The 25,405-nt window shown below is 41.2% G+C and carries 22 protein-coding genes; 10 read left to right on the top strand and 12 right to left on the bottom strand.

Features of this window, described 5'->3' with window-relative positions; all coding sequences use genetic code 11:
* Window positions 1–49: 49 nt before the first annotated feature.
* Window positions 50–1,180: a M20 family metallopeptidase gene (locus C9J12_RS03400; RefSeq protein WP_107241415.1), complete on the top strand. Its 1,131-nt coding sequence runs from the start codon at window positions 50–52 to the stop codon at window positions 1,178–1,180.
* A 153-nt stretch (window positions 1,181–1,333) separates the two neighbouring features.
* Here the strand turns inward: C9J12_RS03400 and C9J12_RS03395 are convergent, their stop codons facing one another.
* From C9J12_RS03395 to yejK, 3 genes are all read right to left on the bottom strand, one after another.
* Window positions 1,334–1,696 (bottom strand): nitrous oxide-stimulated promoter family protein, encoded by a 363-nt coding sequence (locus C9J12_RS03395; protein ID WP_107241414.1) that lies wholly within the window; start codon window positions 1,694–1,696, stop codon window positions 1,334–1,336.
* 135 nt (window positions 1,697–1,831) lie between these two features.
* Window positions 1,832–3,154 (bottom strand): Hpt domain-containing protein, encoded by a 1,323-nt coding sequence (locus tag C9J12_RS03390; RefSeq protein ID WP_107241413.1) that lies wholly within the window; start codon window positions 3,152–3,154, stop codon window positions 1,832–1,834.
* 268 nt (window positions 3,155–3,422) lie between these two features.
* Window positions 3,423–4,436 carry a nucleoid-associated protein YejK gene (gene yejK, locus C9J12_RS03385; protein ID WP_107241412.1) on the bottom strand — a complete coding sequence of 338 codons (1,014 nt, stop codon included), beginning with the start codon at window positions 4,434–4,436 and terminating at the stop codon, window positions 3,423–3,425.
* Between the two features lie 89 nt (window positions 4,437–4,525).
* On the opposite strand from yejK, the gene C9J12_RS03380 reads away from it, so the two are divergent.
* Both C9J12_RS03380 and C9J12_RS03375 read left to right on the top strand, forming a co-directional pair.
* A complete protein-coding gene (locus tag C9J12_RS03380) occupies window positions 4,526–4,738 on the top strand; it encodes a YejL family protein (RefSeq protein ID WP_006233037.1) in 213 nt (70 codons plus the stop codon).
* A gap of 53 nt (window positions 4,739–4,791) precedes the next feature.
* Window positions 4,792–6,651, top strand: coding sequence for a DUF3413 domain-containing protein (locus C9J12_RS03375; RefSeq protein ID WP_107241411.1), 1,860 nt, complete (start codon window positions 4,792–4,794; stop codon window positions 6,649–6,651).
* Window positions 6,652–6,782: 131 nt separating this feature from the next.
* Here the strand turns inward: C9J12_RS03375 and C9J12_RS03370 are convergent, their stop codons facing one another.
* Window positions 6,783–7,058: a hypothetical protein gene (locus C9J12_RS03370; RefSeq protein WP_107241410.1), complete on the bottom strand. Its 276-nt coding sequence runs from the start codon at window positions 7,056–7,058 to the stop codon at window positions 6,783–6,785.
* Window positions 7,059–7,325: 267 nt separating this feature from the next.
* Here C9J12_RS03370 and C9J12_RS03365 point away from each other — a divergent pair, with 267 nt between their 5' ends.
* Entirely contained in the window at window positions 7,326–8,948 is a 1,623-nt protein-coding gene (locus tag C9J12_RS03365; protein WP_107241409.1) for a sensor domain-containing diguanylate cyclase, read from the top strand.
* Here the strand turns inward: C9J12_RS03365 and C9J12_RS03360 are convergent.
* From C9J12_RS03360 to C9J12_RS03340, 5 genes are all read right to left on the bottom strand, one after another.
* Complete coding sequence (locus C9J12_RS03360) at window positions 8,945–10,894, bottom strand: DNA topoisomerase III (RefSeq protein WP_107241408.1); 1,950 nt, start codon at window positions 10,892–10,894, stop codon at window positions 8,945–8,947. The genes C9J12_RS03365 and C9J12_RS03360 overlap by 4 nt on opposite strands.
* Window positions 10,895–11,102: 208 nt before the next feature.
* Window positions 11,103–12,191, bottom strand: a complete 1,089-nt coding sequence (gene mnmH / locus C9J12_RS03355; RefSeq protein WP_107241407.1) for a tRNA 2-selenouridine(34) synthase MnmH — start codon at window positions 12,189–12,191, stop codon at window positions 11,103–11,105.
* Window positions 12,191–13,231, bottom strand: a complete 1,041-nt coding sequence (gene selD / locus C9J12_RS03350) for a selenide, water dikinase SelD (RefSeq protein WP_107241406.1) — start codon at window positions 13,229–13,231, stop codon at window positions 12,191–12,193. Before selD ends, mnmH begins: the two co-directional genes overlap by 1 nt.
* A 238-nt stretch (window positions 13,232–13,469) precedes the next feature.
* A complete protein-coding gene (locus C9J12_RS03345) occupies window positions 13,470–14,018 on the bottom strand; it encodes an NAD(P)H nitroreductase (protein WP_107241405.1) in 549 nt (182 codons plus the stop codon).
* Window positions 14,019–14,162: 144 nt separating this feature from the next.
* Complete coding sequence (locus C9J12_RS03340) at window positions 14,163–16,178, bottom strand: NADPH-dependent 2,4-dienoyl-CoA reductase (protein ID WP_107241404.1); 2,016 nt, start codon at window positions 16,176–16,178, stop codon at window positions 14,163–14,165.
* Between the two features lie 160 nt (window positions 16,179–16,338).
* On the opposite strand from C9J12_RS03340, the gene sppA reads away from it, so the two are divergent.
* The 3 genes from sppA (at window position 16,339) to C9J12_RS03325 (ending at window position 20,041) form a co-directional block, all read left to right on the top strand.
* A complete protein-coding gene (gene sppA, locus C9J12_RS03335) occupies window positions 16,339–18,192 on the top strand; it encodes a signal peptide peptidase SppA (protein WP_107241403.1) in 1,854 nt (617 codons plus the stop codon).
* 85 nt (window positions 18,193–18,277) lie between these two features.
* Entirely contained in the window at window positions 18,278–19,288 is a 1,011-nt protein-coding gene (ansA, locus tag C9J12_RS03330) for an asparaginase (protein ID WP_107241402.1), read from the top strand.
* 84 nt (window positions 19,289–19,372) lie between these two features.
* Window positions 19,373–20,041, top strand: a complete 669-nt coding sequence (locus tag C9J12_RS03325) for a glutathione S-transferase family protein (RefSeq protein WP_107241401.1) — start codon at window positions 19,373–19,375, stop codon at window positions 20,039–20,041.
* A gap of 9 nt (window positions 20,042–20,050) precedes the next feature.
* Here C9J12_RS03325 and C9J12_RS03320 read toward each other — a convergent pair whose 3' ends face one another.
* Window positions 20,051–20,356 carry a YeaC family protein gene (locus C9J12_RS03320; RefSeq protein ID WP_107241400.1) on the bottom strand — a complete coding sequence of 102 codons (306 nt, stop codon included), beginning with the start codon at window positions 20,354–20,356 and terminating at the stop codon, window positions 20,051–20,053.
* 258 nt (window positions 20,357–20,614) lie between these two features.
* Between C9J12_RS03320 and C9J12_RS03315 the strand changes: the two genes are divergently transcribed.
* Window positions 20,615–21,427 carry a DUF2989 domain-containing protein gene (locus C9J12_RS03315; protein WP_107241399.1) on the top strand — a complete coding sequence of 271 codons (813 nt, stop codon included), beginning with the start codon at window positions 20,615–20,617 and terminating at the stop codon, window positions 21,425–21,427.
* A gap of 101 nt (window positions 21,428–21,528) precedes the next feature.
* Here the strand turns inward: C9J12_RS03315 and msrB are convergent, their stop codons facing one another.
* Window positions 21,529–21,918 (bottom strand): peptide-methionine (R)-S-oxide reductase MsrB, encoded by a 390-nt coding sequence (msrB, locus tag C9J12_RS03310; protein ID WP_107241478.1) that lies wholly within the window; start codon window positions 21,916–21,918, stop codon window positions 21,529–21,531.
* 334 nt (window positions 21,919–22,252) lie between these two features.
* Here msrB and gap point away from each other — a divergent pair, with 334 nt between their 5' ends.
* Window positions 22,253–23,245 (top strand): type I glyceraldehyde-3-phosphate dehydrogenase, encoded by a 993-nt coding sequence (gap, locus tag C9J12_RS03305; RefSeq protein ID WP_107241398.1) that lies wholly within the window; start codon window positions 22,253–22,255, stop codon window positions 23,243–23,245.
* Window positions 23,246–23,597: 352 nt separating this feature from the next.
* Complete coding sequence (locus C9J12_RS03300) at window positions 23,598–24,470, top strand: D-hexose-6-phosphate mutarotase (RefSeq protein WP_107241397.1); 873 nt, start codon at window positions 23,598–23,600, stop codon at window positions 24,468–24,470.
* Between the two features lie 96 nt (window positions 24,471–24,566).
* Here C9J12_RS03300 and C9J12_RS03295 read toward each other — a convergent pair whose 3' ends face one another.
* Window positions 24,567–24,947 carry a VOC family protein gene (locus C9J12_RS03295; RefSeq protein ID WP_011219262.1) on the bottom strand — a complete coding sequence of 127 codons (381 nt, stop codon included), beginning with the start codon at window positions 24,945–24,947 and terminating at the stop codon, window positions 24,567–24,569.
* Window positions 24,948–25,405 lie beyond the last annotated feature (458 nt).

Here is a 25,405-nt window from a genome sequence, read left to right as displayed (position 1 = left end):
CTTTCTTTTCGCGATTAAAACTCACCACTGAGTCTCTTTGGAGTTTCCGATGACTTTCGCCCTACAAGATTTCTCTCTAGAAAATTACTTACAAGAGCTACGCCCATTAATTGATGTTGATTGCGGTACGTATACTAAGGACGGTATCGAAGTTATTGCCACTCAGATGCAGCAAAAATATCTGGATATGGGCTGGTACGTTAAACGTACCGATTGTGGTATTGCGGGTACTGGCATAGAAGTTCGCAACAAGCCTGAAAACAACGATATCGACGTAATGCTTATTGGCCACATGGATACTGTTTTCCCTGAAGGAACCGTCGCTGCACGACCAATGACGTTTGATGAAAAACGCGCATACGGCCCAGGTGTTTCTGACATGAAATCAGGCCTACTTAATGTTGTTCATGCTTTACGTAATATGGACAAAGAAACACTCGATAAACTATCTATCTGCATTTGCATGAACCCTGATGAAGAAATCGGTTCATTGCACTCAGAATCATGGCTAAAAAGCGTTGCCGTTAATGCAAAGAATGTACTTGTTGCAGAAGCAGCACGTGCTGATGGCTCTTTAGTGAAAGCACGTAAAGGTATGGCTCGTTACCGTCTAACATTCGCAGGTAAAGCTGCGCATGCTGGTAATGAACCACAGAACGGTCGCAGTGCTATTACGGAAATGGCTAACTGGGTTTTGGCGATAAACAATTTAACCAATTTTGAATCAGGTACGACGTTAAATGTCGGTATTGCCAAAGGTGGTGCGGGTGCGAACATTGTACCTGATTCAGCAGAAGCAGTTGTTGATGTACGTTTCTGGGATAATGACGAATACGCAGAAGCTGATGCAAAAATCCGTGCACTAACAGAAACACCCTTTGTTGAAGGTGTGACTATCACGGTTGAACGTGAAGCGCACAAGCCATCAATGGTGCCAACAGAGAAAACAGAAGCACTGATGGCATTAGTTGAAGAATCAGGCAAAGAGCTTGGTATCGATATTAAGTGGCAAGAAGTGGGGGGTGGCTCAGATGCCAACCTAACAGCGGTAATGGGCATTCCAACACTTGATGGCCCTGCTGGTGCAGGCTTTCACAGTGCTGATGAGTACTTAGAGCTCGATACTATCGAACCTCGTATTAAGCTACTGATGAAAGTATTAACTAAAATTGCTGGTTAATATAAAACATATGTAATAAAAAAGGCTGTGATCTGTTAACTGTACTTCGGTAATTTGATGATTACCGAAAAACAACTATCAAAACACAGCCTTTGTAACACTCTACTTCAGTGGCTCCCGCCCTTCGCTATCTAATCGTTCACCATCATCAAGCTATTTAATATCGCCTGTTCTACGTGAAGATAAAATAGTATTTGAACGCATCTTATCGAATTTAAACTGTAGCGCTTTAACTGGATGCCGCCACAAGAACCTTGGTAACGACCAGCGTACCACATGCATGATTTGCAAACGTTTTGCTGATTGGTAACAATGCCCCTGACATTGTAAACAACTTGGTTTTTCATCGCCTAAACGACAATTGACCACTCTGCTTTCAACATACTCGAAAAGACTTTCACATTCAGGGCAAGTAATCGCCCCACGGTGCAACGTTTTACAATATAGACGAATCATCGCCGTCACTGTATCCAGTTCACGTTGCGTACGAACTGAATGTCTATTTAGTACTGTCATAGTGCGGCTATTATCCACCGCTGCATAATCAGATTGTTGATTAAGATCAAAATAATACTTTGATCACACTTTTATGTTGATAAATTCATCATTTTACAGAGTAAAATACTGTAATAAAGTTTGCGCTTTCAAGCTTTAAGCATGAACATTCGACCCTTCAGAAATATAAGACATAGCGTACGTAATACATTCATCTAGAGCTAAGGATAAAGCACGATAATCCGCCTCACTCACAACGCGATGCTGTATAAACTTTATCTCAATGTCACCCGCTATAACTTTTAATTTTTCAGCACCTAAACTACCAGCCAAACCTTTGAGACTATGCACAATTCTGATCGCTGGTTCGCTGATATTCGATGGTTCACATTGTGAAACTAAGCAGTGTAACTTTTCCGCATCAGCAGCATGTTCATCCATAAATATGTCTAAAAGCATTTGCACAGAATCTGAGTCGCCATCCATCACTTCTAGCATAAGTGGAATATCGATAGCAGCCTTTGATGCCACTTCAGGAGACAACGATTTCTTATCAGTATCTGACAGATTGGTGTTCCCCGACGCTTCATTAGCTTCATTACTTGCGTCTACGGTAGATGAGGTCTTCTTTGCTTCTACATTCAGAACGATATCACTTGAACCTTCAATTTCAGCGGCCAAGTATTCATTTATCGCATTAATCACTAAATAAATAATATCTGTCAATTTGTCGGCATCATTAACAGTTACAGGTTCTTGTTGCTGGTAGCTCTTTTCTAGTCGTTCAGATTCAGCTTTTAATCTTGGAGCACCAAGGCTACCCGCAACTTCTTTTAAATTATGTACTAAGCGTAATGCCTCTTCGATCTGTGAACCTTCAATCAATTCTCTCAGTCGTAGTCCGTCAGCTGAATGCTCTTCTCGAAATACCTCTAACAACATCACAACCGATTCTTTGTCGCCACTCATACTCTCTAAAATATAATTGATATCTAAGAGCGTATCTTCTGATGAATCAAGACGACTCGTCGATTGAGGTGAATCTTGAGATACTGCAGAGGATTGTTCGTCACGTTTTTTAGTCACATTCGTATTTACAGAAGTCGCCTCTTCTGCGTGTGTTTCTACTGTATCTGATCGCTCTTCTGTTTCAGAACGCTCTACAACTTCAGAACGCTCTAACCCCTCGACTAAAGTCAGTAGCTTCACGGCAGTAAACATTGAAGTAATAGCCAGCAGTGATGTTATGCCCATCAGTACCATATTGAACAACGCCAACCTTGATACATACACTAACAAGCCATTTAGATGTTGTTCTGCCTCGCTTTCTAGACTCGAAATTTGAGAAATAGTATTCAATGCTTGGGAAGATTGATAAGAAAAGTAGCTCACCCCCACCACAGAAGCTGCAATAATAAAAATCATCACATTAAGTATTTTACGAGTACGCCTACTATTGAGCGACTGCACTTTACGCATTTAACCACCTGACAAGTTAAAATTTAAAGTAAGGACAACAGCAATCAATACTTTAATATGAAATTTGTCTTGTATCATTGAAATAGTAGACAATATCTTGGTGGATACGAATAAGACATGAAAAACAGGCACAAAAAAACCACTTTCGCTCACCCTTGTTTTTCACAAAAGCACGCTAGGTGGTTTGAGTAAAAGCCGTCGAATACTATGTATTAAGTGCCTAGTATTAACTGCTAGGTATTAAGTACTAGGTACTAATCCCTAACGATTAATTATCAGAGTTCAAACGGCGTAATAACTGATCTTTCAAGTTTGGAGGAGTGCCTTTAATCGTCAAGGTATCGGTTTCCGCATCATAAAAAATACGCTCACCCAATAGCATGCTGTCAAAATTAATCGACATGCCACCACCAGCACCCACAAACTTGGTCAATTTACGCATCGCGGTACGATCAGCAGGGAAGCTTTCTTCTAGTTCGTAGCCCTGCTTTGACGTGAATTCATAAAAATTAGTGCCGTCTTCTGCTGGTGGTAATTCACCCGCCAATTCTTTAACCGCCACTTCATCGCCAGCTTGTAATTGGCCATTACAATAATCATAAACTTGCTTGCGGTATTGCTGCTTCTCTTCTTTATCAAGACGAGAATCAGCACAAAAATCTTCAACAGCTTGCATCAACACTTGATTTTGTTCTTTTGCATCAAGACCAACAACAGCTTGCAGAAAATCAAGGAAGAAATCTGAAATTTTTCGACCTACACGCCCTTTAATGAACGTTAGGTAACGATTTGAATCCGAATTAGTCTCCCATGAGGATAAATCAATACGGGCAACAATATCCATTTTAGCGACATCAAGGTAATCGGTGGCGCTGATATCTAATTGCTCAGTCACTTTCATGCTGTGGCAAGTTGGCAACAAACCAATAAATAAATAATCAGTGGCCAGCGATTGGTATTCTGTCATCACCAATGTACCTGCTTCAGCAAAGGGATATTTTGCTAATTCAACCTGTAAACGCTGTGCAGATTGGTTAGAAAAAGTTAAAAAATCCATTTCGCCAGTGCGATATTGTTTCAACCAATGACAAAATTCACTATCTTCAGCAAAGAGAGCGAAGCCTTTTGCCCCTTTACTGCTGTATACTCGATGCAGTTCAGCAACTAGCCCCTCAGTAGAAGAATTGGTATCAAGCACCTGATTTCTTAGGTTAATTTCAATTTCATCTTGATCGTTTTTTGTCAGCTGATGAAGGATGACATTAGAAAGTGTAAGACTCATAATGGAAAAGGTTATCAGTAAGACTAGAGTGTGGGTTATTATAGAGCGCTTTCTTAAACTTTAAACTAAGACATTAAACAAGATTTCCTATGCCAATTACTTCAAAATATACAAATCAAAAAATTGAACAGATCATTAGCGATGTGTTTGACGTACTTGAAAAGCATGATGCATCAGCGGAATTAGCGCTGATGGTGGTAGGTAACATTGCAACCAACATCATCAATGCCGATGTTCCAGCATCAAAGAAAAAAGAAATTGCCGAGCAATTTTCTCAAGCTCTGCTTAAGTCAACTAAATAAGATTTAAGTTTGCTGTAGTAAACGACATTTAAGACTGAGAAGAACTGACATATATGGTCGCCAGCGGAAATAATTATAAAGACAAAGTCTCACAGCTAATTAGCTGGGGACACTGGTTCAGCTTTTTCAATATTATCGCAGCCATGCTATTGGGCTCGCGATATATTGTGCATTCTGAATGGCCAGAAACGCTACTTGGACAACTTTACCTCTTATTGAGTTGGGTTGGTCATTTTGGCTTTCTGGTATTTGGTCTTTACATCTTAATCATTTTCCCTGCGAGCTTTTTGATCCCCTCACAACGCTTAATGCGGTTTTTTGCCGTATTAGTCGGCACGATTGGTCTAACGATCTTGTTGTTAGATACTCATGCTTACGAAAGTCTTAGCTTACACCTCAGCCCCCTTGTTTGGGATCTGTTGTTAAGTGGTGAGAAAACCGATCTGAATGCCCGTTGGCAGTACCTCTTTGTTGTTGTTCCGATCATCTTCCTTCTACAGTTAATTCTGTCTGAATGGTTATGGCGTAAACTCAGGAAGCTCACACGTAAGCATGTTGGCGTACCTATCGCTATCGTGTTTGGCATGTCCTTCCTGGGTAGCCATCTTTTATATATTTGGGCTGATGCTAACTTGTATCATCCTGTCACTATGCAACGTTCAAACTTTCCATTGTCATACCCAATGACAGCGAAAAGCTTTATGGAAAAGCACGGGCTACTTGATCTTCAAGATTATGCCAAGCGGAGTGCCGAACAAGGCTTAAGTGAAAGCCAGCGCATTCGCTACCCAACCGAGAAGTTGAATTTTGATGGCTTGGGTACAGATCAAAACCTACTCGTCGTTATGGTTGATAACCTTCGCAGTGACATGGTTAACAACAAAACCATGCCCAACCTATCTGCGTTTGCTAACCAAAATGTAAACTACACCAATCATTACAGTGCTAACAATGACAACATAGTGGGTATTTTTGGTTTGTTCTACGGGTTACCTGGTGGTTACGTTAATAGCGTACGCGCAGAAGGAACTACCCCGATACTCCTGAATACATTGGAGAAACGCGGTTATGACTTTGGCCTGTTCAGTGGTAATCAATTTAAATCTTCAATTTACTCTCAAGCTATTTTTAATGATAAACAGCTTGAAGAGCAATTATCAAAAAAATCAGAGCAAAAAACTAACGATAATCTAGCAATTGCAGATTGGACAACTTGGTTAGGTGAACAGAATAATAACCCATGGTTCAGTTATCTAGAGCTGACCTCTGTGGAAGAATTCGAAGAAGGTGGTGATTATGTACCACAATTCACCCCTTCACTGGGTACCGTTAAAATAAATACCGTAGGCGTAGATTCCAATCTGCTGCTTAAAAATAGTTACCGCAACGCGGCATATCATGTTGATCAGCAAATTGCTGATATTCTTGATGAACTACAACGTAAACAGGTACTTGATAACACGATTGTAATTATCACAGCTAATCACGGTACTGAATTTAACGAAACAGGTACCAATAGCTGGGGTGCAGACACCAATTATAGCCAGTACCAATTGAAAGTACCTATGGTTATACATTGGCCACAGCAAGCACCAGCAAAAATTGACCGTATGACCAGTCATTTAGATGTTGTACCGACCCTAATGGAATCACTACTAGAAGTAGCTTCGGCACCAACAACGTACAGCAGTGGTACGAACCTGTTTGAGAAAGATCCCAAACGACGCTGGATTCTCGCTGGAGATGACCGTGATATCGTTATGATTCAGAAAAACAGCACGACTGTCGTTGATAAGTACGGTAATTACCGTGTTTACGATGAAGATTACAAGCTGATGAGTGAAGGTAAACCTAGGTTATCGACTTTAATGCAGGTAATGAATGAACTAAAACGCTTTTACCAGCCAAATTAGCCTTCAACCAAACCCGCAATAATTAAAGGCAGCGATTTCGTTGCCTTTTTTATATCAACTGTCTCGTCCTAAAATAGTGTCCCGTCCTGAGATAAGTTGACACATTGGAACTGAACCTAAAGTTGACTACGTTAATGGTATTCAGCATTATCGGCATAACACTGTTCGTAACCATCATTCCAACCACTCGCATATTTATCTTCAACCTTCATTCGCTCGGGATCTCGACGAAAACCCTCTAAGTAGGTATTCAGATCTTCTTTACGGCTATTACACCCATCTTGATAGCCATCGAGATAGTGTCGAGTGAAGCCTAAATTCGATAACTGATCATGCCGTGTAGCAGAGCATCCGCTCAAAATAATCAACATACCAGCAGCAATACTTATACGCACAATTAAGAACATCAGTGCCCTCGCAATTCATTGCTTTAGTCTTTAAAACTAGTCAATCAAGGCATCTATCTTTGTCTCATTCTTAACACTCAGTATAAATTTTCATGATGATTTATCGTTATCGAGAAAAGTCATGATGTGCCGATGAGGCATACATCGCAATTTTATAAATCTATACGAAGTATCACAACATAGTGTGGGGTATGCGCATACTTTTAGCGTAATTTGGTTAAAAATAAGCTCATATTAATAATATACATATCATTTGGAACTGCGCTAGTGGCAAGTAATCAACAGCTAAGTATTTTCTATCAGAGAATTATCGAGCAATGGGGAAAGGCCCATAGCTTGCGTACAATTTGTGAGTTAACTTGCCGTAATTTTTGTGAAAGCTTTAATGCACTGCATTGCCAAATCATTGTCGACTCTCAATCAACGTGGAAAGTTTTGCTTGAGATGAATCGCCAAGGGATAAACTATCAATCTCCTCCTTGTGAGATTTCTGATAGTAATCATTTTCCATTGGATCACATCATAGAATTCACAAAGCACAACCAACCACATGTTACACGCCAACATGATGTACAACGTTTATGGCTACCTTTAGAGCGTCGATCTCGCATTATAGGATGCTTAGTGGTTGATATACCGCTTAGCGAACCACAGCTAGATTGTCAGGCATTCTCCACGCTAACCTCATTATTAGCCTCTGAAGTTGATACAGGTTTTCTTACTCAGTCAATTCAAGATGAGCATTGGGGACGGCGTTCAGCTGAGCGTGAATTAGAAATTAGTCAGCACGAGCAAAAAAACTTATTAGAACAACTACAAGCATTGCATGATATTTCTTTTAAGCTTTGGCGTACGCACTCAATGAACGAGATGCTTTACACTGCTGTTGAAGAAGGAAAAAAACAATTACAAATTGATCGCATGGCCATTTTTATTAGCAACAAAAATAACCGTATGCGCGGTACTTATGGTACGGATCTGCATGGTAAAACGGTTGATGAAAATTATTTTGAATCCGACATTCCTAATCAATGGTTTTTAACACACACCCGTTCAAATAAAGAATACCTTGCTATCGAAAATAATACACCGCTGTATCACAATCTTAAACAAGTTGGCTTTGGTTGGAGTTGTTACATTGCATTATGGGATGAAGACACACCCGTAGGTTGGATAGCTTGCGACAACCTACTAACAGGCACCCCACTGCATGACTACCACCCTCACTTACTCAAACAATTTGGTTTTATTCTTTCTCAGAATATCGTGTGTAGGCAAGCTGAAGAGAACCTTAGAAACCTCAATAAAGAATTGGAACAACGCGTCACAGAAAGAACCGCAGAGCTTGAACTTGTGAATCAAAAGCTAGAAAGCTTATCGAAACTCGATCCGCTTACTAACATTGCTAATCGTAGAGTATTTGATGAAAGAATCATCGAAGAATGGCGTCGAGCTGAACGGCATCAACTACCTTTATCCTTATTAATCATTGATGTGGATAATTTTAAATCTTACAACGACAATTACGGGCATGCTGCTGGTGATCTGTGTTTAAAGGCTATTGCTACCACATTAGAAAAACTAGAACGTAGAGCAGGTGCATTATTTGCTCGCTACGGAGGTGAAGAGTTTGTGCTCTTGCTACCAGGGCAAGATACACATGCAGCACAATATTCGGCCAAACAAGCATTAGATGAAATTCAACAGCTTCAACTAACAAGAACGAAATGTGCTAATACTGACGGCAACTCAACAATCGTCACAATCAGTATTGGTGTTAGTACTGTTATTCCTGCGGCACACCGTTCTTATCATGAATTATTCAAACAAGCCGATATGGCACTGTATAAAGCCAAATCACAAGGGCGTAATTGCTATTTTGTCATTTAGCTTTTCTTACTTTTAGTATAACGCTTTTTTTTCATTGGTTTTCTAGGTTCTGGTGATTTCAATTGACGCAGACTTTCAGGTACTTCGCTGTATTTCACTTTATCCATTAATTGACTAACTTGCTGCTGCAAAGCATCCATAAAGGGCTTATAAGCACATTTTTTATCAGCCATATCTTGCAACTGGTGCTCCCAATGAGCCGTCATATCAGGGTATGTTGCTTCATCGGGTAATGCATAAACGAGCCCTCGCCCCGCATCCGTCGCATGAATATTTTTCGCTTGGCGCATCAGTAGCTGTCGGTTAAATAATAACTCTAAAATACCCGCACGAGTCGCTTCTGTACCTAAGCCGTCTGTATCTCGAAGTATCTTTTTCAGTGAGCTATCCGAAACGAAACGGGCGATACCCGTCATAGCTTGTAGCAAAGTAGCTTCAGTAAACGCTTTTGGTGGCTCGGTCATTTTGTCTTTAAGTTCACCTTCTCGACAGGTTAAAACCGTACCTTTTTCAAGAGGAGGGACTTTATCTGTTAACCCTTGCTCACTATTTCCAGTGACTTTGGTTTTGTCTTCAGCCTGATCTCGCCCTAATAATTCTCGCCATCCGGCACTCATTAGCTGACGACCACGGGCAATAAAGTGCCCTTGTGCAATGGTAAACACTAACTTCGCTTCAGCATAAATCGCAGCAGGATAAAATTGCATGACGTATTGACGCGCAATCAATTGATAAACTTTACTCTCGCTACCGCTCAATGCGTTCGGGCTGATTTGCTTTGGGGTCGGTATAATAGCGTGGTGAGCATCCACTTTTTTGTCATTCCACGCTTTCGATTTCAACGTTGTGTTTGCGCCATTACATGCATTCGACAACTCGCTTGCATTGGATGCCACCGCGCGGCATACATCGTTAGCTTGTTTGAAGTGCTCGCTGGGTAAATAGCGAGAATCTGAACGAGGGTAAGTAATCACTTTATGCTTTTCATACAATGACTGGCAGTTCGCCAGCACATCAGCAGCGCTCATACCAAATCGTTTGGCAGCATCAATTTGTAACGCTGATAAAGAATACGGTAAAGGCGGCGCCTGACGCGTTTCTTTACGTTCAGACTCAGTCACTTCTGCTGGTTGCCCTTTGATACGCTTGAGCACGTTCTCACACAACTGGCGGCTGAGCACTCGCCCTTCTTCATCTTGCCAAGATTGGCACGCCTCACTTGGCTTCCAGCGCGCACGAATATCCATATCTTGATAAGGGATCAGCGCAAATACTTCGTAAAAGGGTTTCGGCTTAAAATTCGCAATGTCGTCATCACGTCGAGTCACCAAGCCTAAAATAGGTGTTTGTACTCGCCCTACAGACAATACGCCCCGATACCCGCCTTTCTGACCGAGTAATGTGTACGCCCGTGTCATATTCATACCGTATAGCCAATCAGCGCGTGAGCGTGCTAAAGCAGAAACTGATAAAGGGATGAATTCACGGTTGCTACGCATGGTTGATAAGGCACGTTTTACCGCTGCTGGGTTTAAATCTGAAATCAATAAACGTTGAATTTCCGTTTTCTTTTTCGCGGAAACTTTAACATAATCGATCACTTCATCAACTAATAATTGCCCTTCTCTATCAGGGTCGCCAGCATGCACAATGTCAGTGGCTTGTTTAGCGAGTTTACGCACCACAGCCAATTGCTGTTTAGCCGATTTACGTGGAGAAAGCTGCCATTGTTCTGGAATAATAGGCAGATCTGTCATGTTCCATTTTTTGTATTTTTCGTCATAGGCATCAGGTTCAACCTGTTCCAGCAAATGCCCGATACACCAAGTTACTATGTCCCCATTTCCGGTTTCAATATAACCATTATTATTTTTATGAGGGCGAGGTAATACCGCGGCAATCGCACGACCTAAGCTGGGTTTTTCTGCAATATATAGACGAGTCATTCAAATAATACACAATGACAAAAAAGATGAATAAACTGTACCGAAAAGCGAGTGAACGGGCAACATAATACTGGATATAACAACAGTTAAATAAAAACAGTTAAAAGAAAACACCCCGTATTCGCACCTAATCATAAGCATAGAAAATACGGGGTGTTTTCGATTTAATCAGTTTGGCTTGCTGTCTTTATTTATCAACTAACCAACTTTATTTATCAGCTAGCCAACTTTTGACTTCTTGATAATTACCACGGAACACAATGCGATCCGCTTTTTTGCTTAACTGATAGGTATACATTGGATCGTAATATTCAATTAAGAGTGGGCGTAACCAATTATCATGCTCAGTCAATGAACCATTACTTTTCTGGTTTGCAATTGCCTGTTGTTGCGCTACCAATAATTCTTCATAGCGCTTCATACCAAGACGCTTACGAATACCAAACATGCCACGCTCAAGGTATTCAGTGAATAATTCCCAGCCTTGCTGCTCACCGTTTAGTGCAATATAGTCACGCTGCATACGCACAACATAATCATCAATTAATCGATCAATACGCACATCTAGCGGATCATCAACAATCGCTACGTCTGCATTGCCCATCGCTGCATTAATTGATAGCGGCACACTTGTAGAACCGATAGCACGACCTTCATCTTCAAACACAAAGTGCGTACAACCTTGGGCTTGCTTTTTAAGCATTTCCACAGCTAATACATTTTCAAAATCAATTTGTGTTCGTTGCGCCGTTACATAACGACCAAATGAAGAGCCGCGATGGTTTGCCGCGCCTTCTAAATCAATACCATTGGCAAGTTCATTCACCATGATGGTTTTACCGCTACCAGTATTACCACCAACAATCGTCATCGGCTGCTGCGCAACCGTATCGATAGTATCAATTAAAAAACGGCGTAAGGCTTTATATCCACCGACAACCATCGGGTAATCAATACCCGCTTCTTTTAGCCATTGCTGAGTAATACGTGAACGTAACCCACCACGAAAACAATACAAATAGCCATTTGGATTTGCTTCTGCGAATGCCTTCCACTGTGCAAGTCGTGCTGCTTTTATATCGCCATTGATTAGCTGATGACCCAATGCAATGGCTGCATCTTGACCATGCGCTTTGTAGCATGTTCCAACAGCTTTACGTTCTTCATCTTCCATTAAAGGATGATTAGTTGATGTTGGAAATGCACCTTGGACAAACTCGACCGGTGCACGCATATCCATCAACGGGGTATCATTAACAAACAACTGACGAAAATCTTCACAATTTTGGCGTGGCATTAGCAAATCTCAATCAATGTATCGCCGTCTAACGGCATCATTTCACCAATAGCTTGCAGGTCAATATTATGACGAGCAGCAATCGCTTGCAGCTGCTGCTCCGTTTCCGCATCAGGGGTTACGGCAATAAGTAGACCACCCGATGTTTGTGGATCGCATAACAACGCTTTTTGTTGTTCTGTCATTACACCTAATTTTTGACCGTAACTATCAAAGTTACGCGTGGTGCCACCCGGTACACAACCTTGTGCGATATAATCAAACACACCTGGTAGGTACGGTACACTATCAAAATCAACACGTGCTTTTAGTTGGCTACCTTCACAAATCTCGCTTAGGTGCCCCATCAAGCCAAACCCTGTCACGTCTGTCATGGCTTTAACGCCTTCAACATCGGCAAAGTCTTGGCCTGGAATATTCAGTTTACACATCCAGTCACGTGCTAAGCCTTTGTGCTCATCCGCTAACTTAGATTGCTTCTCTGCTGTTGTTAATACCCCAATACCCAACGGCTTAGTTAAGTACAACTTACAGCCATTTTCCGCACGGTTATTACGCTTTACCCGATCGGTATCGACAATACCAGTTACTGCAAGACCAAAAATAGGCTCAGGCGCATCAATCGAGTGACCACCAGCAAGAGAGATACCCGCTTCACGGCACACTGAACGACCACCTTCAATCACTTGTTGAGCGATTTCTGGTGCCAGTACATTGACAGGCCAACCTAGAATTGCAATCGCCATAATTGGCTTACCGCCCATCGCATAAATATCACTGATTGCATTTGTCGCCGCAATACGACCGAAATCAAATGGGTCATCGACAATCGGCATAAAGAAATCTGTGGTACTGATTGCAGCAGTGCCATTACCTAAATCATAAACAGCCGCATCATCTTTACTTTCATTACCGACAAGAAGATTAGGATCAGAGAAGGGTGCTAACTGAGTTCGGAGAATAGTATCAAGAACTTGAGGAGAGATTTTACAACCACATCCTGCACCGTGGCTGTATTGAGTAAGGCGAACATTTTCCATGATACGCTCCGAAATAATTTTGAGAACCGTGAATACTACTCCTGCAAGGTGCAGGTGTCATCTATAGGGCTTGATTACAATCAAAAGAGAGACATTTTTATCACGGCGATCAATCAGCGTTAATGCACTCCTATAAACAACAAACGCCCTGTTGATCACTCAACAAAGCGTTATATTTATTCAAGAAGATTTATTCTAGCTTATTGATTGCTGAACGTTATTTGTTGCGTTATCTCTTTTATAAATACTCAACAAACTGACTGACATCTCGCTCATTCACTTTCGCTTCACGGCAACCCGGGGTGCCCATATACAGGAAACCGACAATCAAATCATCTCCGGTTAAACCGAGTGATTCACGCACAACAGAATGATAAGCCCATTTGCCAGTACGCCAAAAGCCAGAAAAGCCCTGTGCAACCGCAGCCATTTGCATGGCTTGAGTGGCACACCCTGCCGACAAATGTTGTTCAATAACAGGGACCTTGTCGTGTTCTGCCACTTTTGCGACCACTGTAATAATCATTGGTGCACGAAACGGAGCTTTGCTCGCTTTTTCAATCACTGATTCATCTGCGCCATCAAACTTGGCTGCATTTACAAGAATAGCCGCAAATTTTTGCAAGCCTTCACCTTGTGAAACAATAAAACGCCAAGGTGTTAAACCACCATGATCTGGAGCCCGAAGACCCGCACGAAAGATATTATCTAACACTTCGCCTTGCGGTGCAGGCTCCATTAGCTTAGGTAATGAGCGACGATTTAATAGTAGCGTTAATGCATCCATAGCAACCTCGAACTGCAAATAATAATTGTTCTTACAATATCATAAAACTATTCGCGTAAAACCCTGTAAATAAAAGGGAATAATTATTCCCTTTATGCACTTACTATTTGAATCTAAGCCTGATTACCTTCGACATTGCCATGGTTACAGTTTTGCTGCTAACTCTACCGCTTGACGGATCACGCGTTTAGCGTCCACTTCACCAGCGACATCGGCACCACCAATAACATGTGTATTGATTTTCAATGCTTGCAACTTTGCAGACAAGGCTTCAACAGATGTTTGCCCGGCACACATCACAATATGGTCGACATCCAAAATACGAGACTGGCCTTCAACGGTGATATGCAAGCCTTTGTCATCAATCTTGTCGTAACTCACACCGCCCAACAGCTCTACACCACGTTTTTCCAACACTTTACGGTGAATCCAACCTGTAGTACGACCCGGCCCTCTGCCTACTTTGCCCGGTTTACGCTGCATCAACCATACCTGACGTTGACTTACATATTGTTCATGAGGATACAAACCACCTGCATGTTCGATGGTTTTATCAATACCCCAATCTTTTAGCCAAGCATCTAGATCTTGATGATCGGGCTCCGTTAACAGGCTTGATACATCCACGCCAATGCCACCCGCACCAATCACTGCCACTTTTTGACCCAATTGCACGTTGTCACGAATCAGAGTTTGATAATCAATCACTTTGTCGCTATCAAGCGCACCTGGAATATTTGGAATACGCGGTTTCACCCCCGTTGCGACCACCACATCATCGTAACTTTTCAGCTCATCAGCTTGAACTTCATGTCCCAATTTCACAACCACGCCTGTTTGCTCTAACCGACGTGTAAAATAGCGAATTGTTTCTTTAAATTCCTCTTTACCCGGAATACGCATCGCTAAGTTAAATTGACCACCGACGTAATCATTTTTATCAAACAAATCAACAGAGAAACCACGTTCAGCACACGCAACCGCACATGCTAACCCAGCAGGTCCCGCGCCTATAATCGCAATACTTCGCTCGCTTGCTGTTGGTTTTAACACTAACTCGGTTTCGTAACAGGCCTGTGGATTCACTAAACAACTTGCACGTTTACCTACAAACACATGATCTAAACAAGCCTGATTACAACCAATACACGTATTAATATCGTCTGCTCGATTTTGCTCAGCTTTCGCAACAAAATCAGGGTCAGCAAGGAATGGTCTTGCCATTGATACCATGTCAGCTTGATTAGCCGAGAGAATATCTTCAGCAACTTGTGGCGTATTGATTCGGTTACAGGTAACCAATGGGATATTAACTTCGCTTTTCAGCTTTTCGGTTACCCATGCAAAGGCAGCTCTTGGTACTTGGGTGGCAATCGTTGGAACACGCGCTTCATGCCAACCAATACCCGTATTTAAAATGGTGACGCCTACTTTTTCTAATTCTTTTGCTAGCTGAACCACTTCTTGTTGGGTGCTACCTTGCTCAACTAAATCCAGCATTGAGATGCGGAAAATAATAATAAACTCTTTGCCTACTCGGGCTCTTACTGCCTTAACTAGTTCAATCGGTAAACGAATACGGTTTTCGTAACTGCCGCCCCATTCGTCATATCTATGATTTGAACGCTTGCAAATGAACTGATTGACTAAATACCCTTCCGAACCCATCAGTTCGACACCGTCATAACCTGCTTCGCGTGCTAATTCTGCACTTTTAGCAAAGGCTTCAATCGTTTTCTTGATTTGACGAGAACTCATTTCTCTTGGGGTAAATTTAGAGATAGGTGAACGAATCGCTGAAGCACTCACCGCTAAAGGGTGCATAGCGTAACGACCTGCATGAAGAAGCTGTAGGGCTATCTTTCCGCCTTCTGCATGGACGGCATCGGTTATTGTTCGGTGAGCACGCGCTGCACGAGCAGAACTAAATTCTGCACTTAAGGGGTGCAAACGCCCCCTAAAATTAGGTGAAAAGCCACCCGTTACAATCAGACCCACTCCGCCGCGGGCACGAGCAGCATAAAAAGCAGAGAGTTTTTTAAAACCATCGCGAGATTCTTCCAGCCCAGTATGCATTGATCCCATTAACACACGATTGCGCAATTGGGTAAAACCAAGATCTAACGGTGCTAAAAGATGAGGGTAAGATTTATCGTCCATGGCTTCCATTCTTTTTTGATTATGGTCTGACCAGTATATTGCACAATCACAACATTTTTCAAACATTTGTTTACATCAAAGTAACATTGCGTGATTTAAAAATGTAATTCCTTGTTTACTAAGTTACGATAAAGAACAAGAATCATCATCAGGAACGTTCATGAAAGCAATATTTAAAGGAATTGGAAGAATATTCCGTGCTATCTGGAAATTGATCAGTTTCACCCGGCAACTTATTCTCAATCTATTTTTCTTGATCATAATTGGCGCAATTTTTGTTGCGTTTAATTATGGTGAAGATACACCTGAACAACCCGATAAAGCCGCATTAGTTTTAGACTTATCAGGCCCTATCGTAGAGCAGCGTCGCTACATTAATCCTATTGATAGCATTGCATCGAATGTCCTAGGACAACCCCCTGCGCAAGACAATGTGCTGTTCGATATTACCGAGACCATTCGTAAAGCATCGACAGATAATAAAATTGAAGGTTTAGTACTCAACCTAAAAGGCATGTCTGAAACCAGCTTAACGAAACTACGTTATATCGCTAAGGCGATTACCGAGTTTAAAGCAGCAGGTAAACCCGTTTACGCTTACGGTGATAATTTCGGCCAAAGCCAGTACTACCTTGCCAGCTATGCTGATAAAGTATTTATGTCGCCAGACGGTGGTGTAATGCTAACCGGTTACGGTTCTTACTCGCTGTATTACAAAAGCTTGCTAGAAAAGCTAAACGTTAATACACATGTCTTCCGTGTCGGTACATACAAATCTTTTGTTGAACCTTATACCCGCGATGATATGTCTGCTCCAGCACGAGAAGCAAATACCGTATGGTTAAATCAATTGTGGGGTGCTTTTACAACTGATGTCGCGAACAACCGCCATATTGATGCTGCAACATTAACGCCTAATATTGATGACTTTGTTCAAGAGCTTAAAGCTGTTGATGGTGATTTTGCCAAACTATCACTAAAAATGGGTTTAGTGGATGAACTCATTTCTCGTCCTCAGTTACGTAATAAAATGATTGAAGAATTCGGCAGTGATGGCGAACACAGCTTTAATCAAATCAGTTATTACGAATACCAACCAACAATTATCAACACCGATTTGCCAAGCGATAATCAAATTGCCGTTGTAGTAGCCAATGGTGCCATTATTGATGGAACACAACGCCAAGGTACCGTCGGCGGAGATTCAACTGCGGCGCTATTACGAGACGCGCGTCTAGATGATGATATTAAAGCCGTTATCTTACGTGTTGATAGTCCTGGTGGCAGTGCCTTTGCCTCTGAAGTCATTCGTAATGAAGTGGATGCATTAAAACAAGCAGGTAAGCCTGTGGTCGTATCGATGTCGAGTGTTGCCGCTTCGGGTGGTTACTGGATATCATCAAGTGCTGACCGTATTATCGCGCAACCAACAACCATTACTGGCTCCATTGGTATTTTCGCTATTCTTACCACCTTTGAAAAAGGGCTGGAAAAAATGGGCGTATACAGTGATGGCGTAGGCACTACACCATTTTCAGGTGTTGGTGTAACACGTGAACTACCAGCAGGTGTAGGGCAGGTTTTCCAACTCGGTGTTGAGCACGGTTATAAGCGCTTCATCGGCTTAGTAAGTCAGTACCGTAACATGTCACTAGAGCAAGCAGATAAAATTGCACAAGGGCGTGTATGGACGGGGCAAGATGCGATGGAGCTCGGACTTGTCGATCAGCTTGGTGATTTTGATGATGCCATTGCCGCTGCGGTTGAATTAGCAAAACTAGAGAGTTACGAGCTGAACTGGATGGAAGAGCCACTCAGTACTGCAGAACAATTCTTACAGCAGTTTTCAAGTGATGTTAGCACGAAAGTTGCCACTATGGTGCTTGGTCAGCTTCCAAGTACATTGCAACCTGTCACACAGCAAGTTGTAACAGACTACACAACACTCAGTAACTTTAACGATCCAAAAGGGCAATATGCCTTCTGCCTAAATTGCAGTAATATCGAGAAGTGAGATCAGCCCAGCATATGCTGGGCTTTTTTTACCGTTCGTTAACCGTATAATGCGCTCACCAAAACCGATAAGTCTGTACCCGATTATGGAAAGAAAAAATATTTACATTGCTTACACCGGCGGCACCATTGGTATGCAAAAGTCAGATCATGGCTACGTACCTGTTGCTGGATTTATGCAAAATCAACTGGATAAAATGCCGGAATTTCACCGTTCAGAAATGCCAGAATTTACTATCCACGAATATGAGCCGCTTATTGACTCGTCTGATATGTCGCCAGAGGATTGGCAGCGTATCGCGGATGATATTAAAGCAAACTACGACAAGTATGACGGTTTTGTCATTTTGCATGGTACGGACACCATGGCTTACACTGCTTCAGCTTTGTCGTTTATGTTTGAGAACCTAGATAAGCCAGTTATTGTAACAGGATCACAAATTCCTTTAGCGGAATTACGTTCAGATGGGCAAAGTAATCTATTGAATTCACTTCATATTGCGGCTAATTACCCAATCAATGAAGTAACCTTGTTCTTCAATAACCAGCTAATTCGTGGAAACCGAAGCACCAAAGCACATGCTGACGGCTTTGGTGCTTTCATCTCACCTAACATGCCCCCGTTGCTTGAAGCTGGTATTAATATCAAGTTGAACAATGTTGAACTTGATAAGAAACCTGATGGTGATTTTAAGGTCAATGCAATAACACCGCAGCCTATTGGTGTCATTACAATGTACCCTGGCATTTCACCTGAAGTGATTCGCAACACATTACGCCAACCTGTTAATGCAATGATTTTGCTGACATTTGGTGTAGGTAACGCACCGCAAAACCCCGATTTACTGGCTCAACTGAAAGAAGCAAGTGAACGTGGCGTGATTGTAATGAACCTTACGCAATGCCTTTCTGGCAAAGTGAATATGGGGGGTTACGCGACAGGCTGTGCACTCGCGGATGCTGGTGTGTTAAGCGGTTATGATATGACCCCTGAAGCAGCACTCGCTAAACTGCACTACTTGTTAAGTACCGATTTTCCGGTAGAAACGATTCGCAGTATGATGCAGCAAGATTTACGTGGTGAACTTAGCCTGTAAAATCATCAAAAAAGAGTCGAATTTAATTCGGCTCTTTTTTTAGAGCTACACTTATTACCAATAAAGTTAGCTTGAGAAATAACTATGATTTTGCACGGTGCATCCATTTCCCCTTTTGTTAGAAAAATCATGTTGGCACTTGCCTATAAAGGCATTGCTTATGATCTACAGCCGCTAAACCCTTATCTTGAAAAAGAATTGGCTCATAAACGTCATCCAATGGGGAAAGTGCCCGTTCTAGAACATAATAATCAAACGATCATGGATTCCACCGTTATCGCACATTACCTCGATGATATATGCCCAGTACCGCCCCTCTACCCAGGCACAGCAGAAGATCGGGCCAAAATACGTTGGCTAGAAGAATATTCAGATACACGATTAACCTCACTCATTGGTGGGGTACTTTTCTATCAAAAAGTATTACGAGGTAAAATTCTTAATAAAGAGGTTGATCAAGATGCCGTCGATCAGTGCTTACAACATCACCTTCCTATGGTGTTGGATTATTTAGAACAGCAAATACCAGAAAAAGGGTATGTTTGCGAACACTTTTCTATGGCAGAAGTGAGCTTATGGAGCATCTTTCGAAATGGTTGGATGGCAGGGTTAAGACTCAATTCACATTATCCCAAGTTACATGCTTATATCAGCACAATAGAACAAGAACCTTGGATTGCGAACCTCATCAGTGAAGAAAATCATGAGCTCAGTAGCTTTTACTGTGAACCCATGATCTTTAAAGCAAACTAAAGGCTTTCTTTATAAATCGCCATGACCAAAGCGCGCAATATCATTAAGGTCAGATTCTAATACCGGTTCTTTTACGCCGAAGTCGCGCTTCAATTCTGCTTTTGACTTAAATTTAATGTCACCGCCAGCTTCTACCGACATATGTTCAGCATTATCATTATGTCGCGACTGGTATAGCATGACGGCTTGCTGCGCAGAATCACGCTGCTCTTGCGTTAATACCGAGCCATCAGGCCATTTACCTATTTCAACAGCTGTTGAGATTCGCTGGTATACTTCTGGCGTCATTACGTCTAATAATTGTTTTACATCCATTTTTTACTCCGTTGCACGACTCTCATCCGTGCGTTTACGATCCGCCATTACGTTAAATATGGTATAAGGTTTATTGCTTCCTTAGCGCTAACCATAAAGGCATGGTAAAAACAGTCAAGTAAGAACCGTATTTCTGCTTTGATGATCACATTTATATTGTCGTTCACACTGATGCCACACTATTTACTGATAGACTTATAAACAATAAACGACAGAACGTACTACTACCTTTAACCTGTTGACGAGTAAAGATAATTTATGCATTCCCGATTCATTAAACTTGCTCTCTTAGCGTCCTTAACAACGCTATTGAGCGGCTGCTACGAACGTCATCGAACAACAGACAGTTTATGTAAAAGTTACCCCGCATTGTGTGCAGAACTAAACGTCAACGATGGTCAATGTCGTATTCAACGCACGAATTTAATTTGGCAACGTTTTGATGTGCAGAAAAATCCAACTGATGCTGAAAAATTCAAAGAGCTGCAATTCACATATGATTATCAAAAATGCTTAGAGTACGCGGCACGTATTGAACCAACGGAATTAAAAGAACGTAAAACTATCCGTATGAATGCACTCATTCATAGCTACGACGCCATTAAACGTTTGAACTTAGAACTCTCAACGTCACCGGATCCCGACATTATTTACTACCGTTGGAGCCAAGGCGATCAAAATGCATTGCGTCAATTTTTATTATTAGAGGGTACGCCAAAATTAGAAACACCCGCTTTGCAGCTCGCACTTGCAACCTACTACACCTATAAAGATAAAGAAAAAACATTGGCGTTATTGAAGCATGCATTAGAGCTGTATAAAAAAGGAGATAAAATACAGCCTGAAATCATCCAGAGTCTAGCAACAATTTCACATCAGAAAGGATTAACTCAGAATGCATATATCTGGGCAACAGTAGGAGCAAATTTTAACCTACCCGTTGCGAACAAAGAAAAGCTTGCTGCTTTATACCCTATGGTAGACAGTAAACGAGAGACATTAGATAACAGTGCTAATAAAATCACAAATGCTCTCAAAAAAGGGAAATTCACAGCAGATATGATGAAATAAAACCACAAAATAACAAACCATAATAGCTGCATCGTAGTTTCACTACGTCTACATAATAAATTTAAAAGGACATTCTCGTCCTTTTAAATTCCAATCACTTTTTAGTTTTTAGTTTCAAACACTAAAGATACCGAGTTAACACAATACCGCTCACCGGTTGTGTTTGGTCCGTCAGGAAATACATGCCCTAAATGACTATCGCAATTTGCACAGCGAATTTCAGTACGCTGCATACCGTGTGAATTATCTTCAATATATCGGACAGCTTCCTTATTCACAGGCGCATCAAAACTTGGCCAGCCGCAACCAGAGTCGTATTTGTTGTCAGATACAAATAAAGGGGCTTCACAACATGTGCAACTATAAAGGCCAGTTTCACGGTTATGCAGCAATGTTCCCGAGAAAGATGCCTCTGTCCCCTTTTCTCGACAAATATGATATTGATCTTCGGTTAATTTTTTTCGCCAATAAGCATCTGTTTTATCAGTCATTTTAAAACCTATTTTATCCATTTTTGCACTAACTGACATTTAGACTTGCCAATTATCACAACTGTAGCACATACTTTCTGCTCTGAAGATTTGTTTACATGTCTAAGACAATTTTTGTTCTTAGGTACCGTATTGAAAGTTAATAACTATAACGCCGAACATTTGAACAAATAGCGTTCAAATTAACAACGTTGTAGTAAGAATGTAAAAAAATACGGACTTTTTTTTGACCTTAAGCAATTTAAGTTCGTTTTTTACTTGCAGGGTCACTAAGGATTCTGTAATTTTACCACCAGTTATCTTTCATAATAAATTAAGTCGTGGAGCTACTGTAATGACTATCAAAGTTGGTATTAACGGTTTTGGCCGTATTGGACGTTTTGTTTTCCGTGCATCTGTAGAGCGTAATGACATCGAAGTTGTTGGCATCAACGACCTTATCGATGTTGAATACATGGCATACATGCTTAAGTACGACTCAACTCACGGTCGTTTCAACGGTACTGTTGAAGTTGTTGACGGTAACCTAGTAGTAAACGGTAACACTGTACGTGTTACTGCTGTACGTAACCCTGAAGAGCTTAAGTGGGACGAAATTAGTGTAGACGTTGTTGCTGAAGCAACTGGTCTTTTCCTTACTGACGAGACTGCTCGTAAGCACATCACAGCTGGCGCTAAGAAAGTTGTTCTTACTGGTCCTTCTGGCGACGTTCCTATGTTCGTTATGGGCGTTAACTCTGCAGACTACGCTGGTCAAGATATCGTTTCTAACGCATCTTGTACTACTAACTGCCTAGCACCTATTGCTAAAGTTCTTAACGACAAGTGGGGCATTGAATCTGGTCTTATGACTACTGTTCACGCTACTACTGCTACTCAAAAAACTGTTGACGGTCCTTCAATGAAAGACTGGCGTGGTGGTCGTGGTGCTTCTCAGAACATCATCCCATCTTCAACTGGTGCTGCTAAAGCTGTAGGTAAAGTAATTCCTGAGCTAAACGGCCTTCTAACAGGTATGGCTTTCCGCGTACCTACTGCTAACGTTTCTGTTGTTGACTTAACTGTTAACCTAAAAACTGCTGCAACTTACGAAGAAATTTGTGCAGAAATGAAGCGTGCTTCTGAAAATGAATTCGCTGGCGTTCTTGGTTACACTGAAGATGCAGTTGTTTCTCAAGACTTCATCGGTGAAGTTCAAACCTCAGTATTTGATGCAAAAGCTGGTGTTGCGCTAACTGACAAATTCGTTAAGCTTGTATCTTGGTACGACAACGAAATCGGTTACTCAAACAAAGTTCTTGATCTAATCACTCACGTATCTAAGTAATTTTTACTTAGCAAAGTGACAAAAGGGCAGCTATTAGCTGCCTTTTTTTATACCTAAAATACACACAACAATTGATAGTAATATCACCACACTCAATGAAAACCCACCTCTTTAGTATTATAAGACCAAAAAAACACCATAAATAGATCACATTTAGTATCATTGAACCGCTACAGAGTCAGCTTTACATCCGTTCCCTTTGTTGAGATTTTACAAATTTAACAAATAAGTTTTCACAAACAATGATAATTTTAAACGAAAAATAAGTATTTATTCCGCTATCTTTTCTACCCGAAATTTTGATTAAATAGCTGAATAAACATTTAAATCATAGTTAAGTAAGGAATAGTCGATGGATTTACGTAAGCTTTCAACGATTAATGCACTTTCAGATGCTGTTACCATTTGTGAATTTCAGGGCGTGAAAATAGTTCGCGTTATTCATGATACTGCCGAAGCGGGTATATCTCTTCATGGTGGACACCTGATTTGGTTCAAACCAGCAGGTGAGCAAGATGTAATATGGCTTAGTGAAAAAGCTGAGTTTGATACAACTAAAGCCATTCGTGGCGGTATTCCTGTCTGTTGGCCTTGGTTTGGAAAAGCAGCAACACCCTCTCATGGTTTCGCACGAAACAGCCTATGGACACTCAAAGAACACCGTGAAAATAGCAATGGCGTGATTATTTCGCTGATGTTAGAAGACTCTGAATCAACACGTGAAATGTGGCCACATAAATTCAAAAATGAACTGGTTTTTGAAATTAGCACAGAACTTAAAGTCCACTTAACATCGACCAATGTCGATGATCATAGCTGGTCATACGGCGGAGCCTTACATACTTACTTTACTGTTGCTGATATCAATACTGTTGAAATTACAGATATGGGTAAAGAATACAACGATAGCACACAAGGTGGAAAAGTTGCTGAAGGTGGAGACACACTCACATTTACTCAAGAAGTGGATCGCGTTTATACTTCAGCACAAGACATCATCACTATTAATGATAAAAGCAATATGCGCCAGATTACGGTTGAAAATCAAGGCCATAACGCTGCTGTTATTTGGAACCCTTGGCAAGAATTATCAATCAGCATGAGTGACATGGCTGATAATAGTTTTAAAACCATGGTGTGTGTTGAATCAACGATTCACGGTAAAGGTATTGAGTTAGCACCCGGTCAAACTCACACCCTAAGCACACTGATTTCTGTGAAATAGTAATCGGGTTATCATTCGACACCACTGAGCTGTAATACTCAGTTAAACAAGCCGCATAGCTGTGCGGCTTTTTAATACCGACATAAGCAATGCTCATTAAGCCATCATATGCGATGTCGCTTCAATGAGTACCCAACCATTACCGTCTGGATCCGTGAACGTTGCAAAGCGGCCGCCAATAAGTGACACAATCTCAGACAAGCTCACCCCCCTATCCGCTAATTCATTATAAGTTGATGTTATATCATCAGTTTTAACTACAAGACCTTGTACAGAGCCCGCTTTCATTCCAGCAAATGGCACCACTAAACTAATGGTTGTTTCCGCGCCTTTAGGTGCGAGCTGAATCCAGCGTTTCTTATTATTTGCATGATGATCACGTACTAATTCAAAGCCCAACGCATCACGATAAAATAACAATGACTGGCCCTGATTAGAAACAGGAATTGATACTGTATCAACACGTGAAATACCCATAAATCAAAATCCCCTATCTATACTTTTTATTTTTCTATCTCTCAAGCTTAAAACAGGGTTGTTGATTTCGCTCGAAAAATAAGCATCGACAAAGAGAAATACAGCCAATTCAACGTCTTTTTTTATTCACTCTCAAAAATAGACAAATAAATTCACTCACATAGCACAAAAAATCACACGAACAGGTAAAAGTACATTTCTTATCATTATACGCACAGCCTTTAAAACGCAGTAATACTCCATAAAATCGACGTCAAAAGCTTAATTCAATTATAGAATAACGATAAGCAAGCATATAAAACCAAAATATATTAATTAAATAATGTTAACGACTACTGATAGAACAAATACTGAATACCAGCAAAATTCAGTTACATTTTACTAACAATCTTGCTTGCATCTCCCATTTTTTAAGAGGATAGTGAGATTGTGAGCAATAAATATACAAGCCAGCAAAA

The sequence above is a fragment of the Photobacterium frigidiphilum genome (assembly GCF_003025615.1).
Classification (GTDB): Bacteria; Pseudomonadota; Gammaproteobacteria; order Enterobacterales; family Vibrionaceae; genus Photobacterium; species Photobacterium frigidiphilum.
The sequence above is the reverse complement of the archived record's forward strand: the minus strand, read 5'-3'. Positions and strand labels throughout refer to the sequence as shown.

Coding starts and splice junctions, on each gene's coding strand:
- selD (WP_107241406.1), bottom strand. CDS start 13,231: ATGGAAAATGTTCGCCTTACTCAATACAGCCACGGTGCAGGATGTGGT.
- yejK (WP_107241412.1), bottom strand. CDS start 4,436: ATGAGTCTTACACTTTCTAATGTCATCCTTCATCAGCTGACAAAAAAC.
- ansA (WP_107241402.1), top strand. CDS start 18,278: ATGGAAAGAAAAAATATTTACATTGCTTACACCGGCGGCACCATTGGT.
- C9J12_RS03325 (WP_107241401.1), top strand. CDS start 19,373: ATGATTTTGCACGGTGCATCCATTTCCCCTTTTGTTAGAAAAATCATG.
- C9J12_RS03295 (WP_011219262.1), bottom strand. CDS start 24,947: ATGGGTATTTCACGTGTTGATACAGTATCAATTCCTGTTTCTAATCAG.
- C9J12_RS03315 (WP_107241399.1), top strand. CDS start 20,615: ATGCATTCCCGATTCATTAAACTTGCTCTCTTAGCGTCCTTAACAACG.
- C9J12_RS03380 (WP_006233037.1), top strand. CDS start 4,526: ATGCCAATTACTTCAAAATATACAAATCAAAAAATTGAACAGATCATT.
- sppA (WP_107241403.1), top strand. CDS start 16,339: ATGAAAGCAATATTTAAAGGAATTGGAAGAATATTCCGTGCTATCTGG.
- C9J12_RS03360 (WP_107241408.1), bottom strand. CDS start 10,894: ATGACTCGTCTATATATTGCAGAAAAACCCAGCTTAGGTCGTGCGATT.
- C9J12_RS03395 (WP_107241414.1), bottom strand. CDS start 1,696: ATGACAGTACTAAATAGACATTCAGTTCGTACGCAACGTGAACTGGAT.
- C9J12_RS03345 (WP_107241405.1), bottom strand. CDS start 14,018: ATGGATGCATTAACGCTACTATTAAATCGTCGCTCATTACCTAAGCTA.
- C9J12_RS03375 (WP_107241411.1), top strand. CDS start 4,792: ATGGTCGCCAGCGGAAATAATTATAAAGACAAAGTCTCACAGCTAATT.
- msrB (WP_107241478.1), bottom strand. CDS start 21,918: ATGACTGATAAAACAGATGCTTATTGGCGAAAAAAATTAACCGAAGAT.
- mnmH (WP_107241407.1), bottom strand. CDS start 12,191: ATGCCACGCCAAAATTGTGAAGATTTTCGTCAGTTGTTTGTTAATGAT.
- C9J12_RS03370 (WP_107241410.1), bottom strand. CDS start 7,058: ATGTTCTTAATTGTGCGTATAAGTATTGCTGCTGGTATGTTGATTATT.
- gap (WP_107241398.1), top strand. CDS start 22,253: ATGACTATCAAAGTTGGTATTAACGGTTTTGGCCGTATTGGACGTTTT.
- C9J12_RS03400 (WP_107241415.1), top strand. CDS start 50: ATGACTTTCGCCCTACAAGATTTCTCTCTAGAAAATTACTTACAAGAG.
- C9J12_RS03320 (WP_107241400.1), bottom strand. CDS start 20,356: ATGGATGTAAAACAATTATTAGACGTAATGACGCCAGAAGTATACCAG.
- C9J12_RS03300 (WP_107241397.1), top strand. CDS start 23,598: ATGGATTTACGTAAGCTTTCAACGATTAATGCACTTTCAGATGCTGTT.
- C9J12_RS03390 (WP_107241413.1), bottom strand. CDS start 3,154: ATGCGTAAAGTGCAGTCGCTCAATAGTAGGCGTACTCGTAAAATACTT.
- C9J12_RS03340 (WP_107241404.1), bottom strand. CDS start 16,178: ATGGACGATAAATCTTACCCTCATCTTTTAGCACCGTTAGATCTTGGT.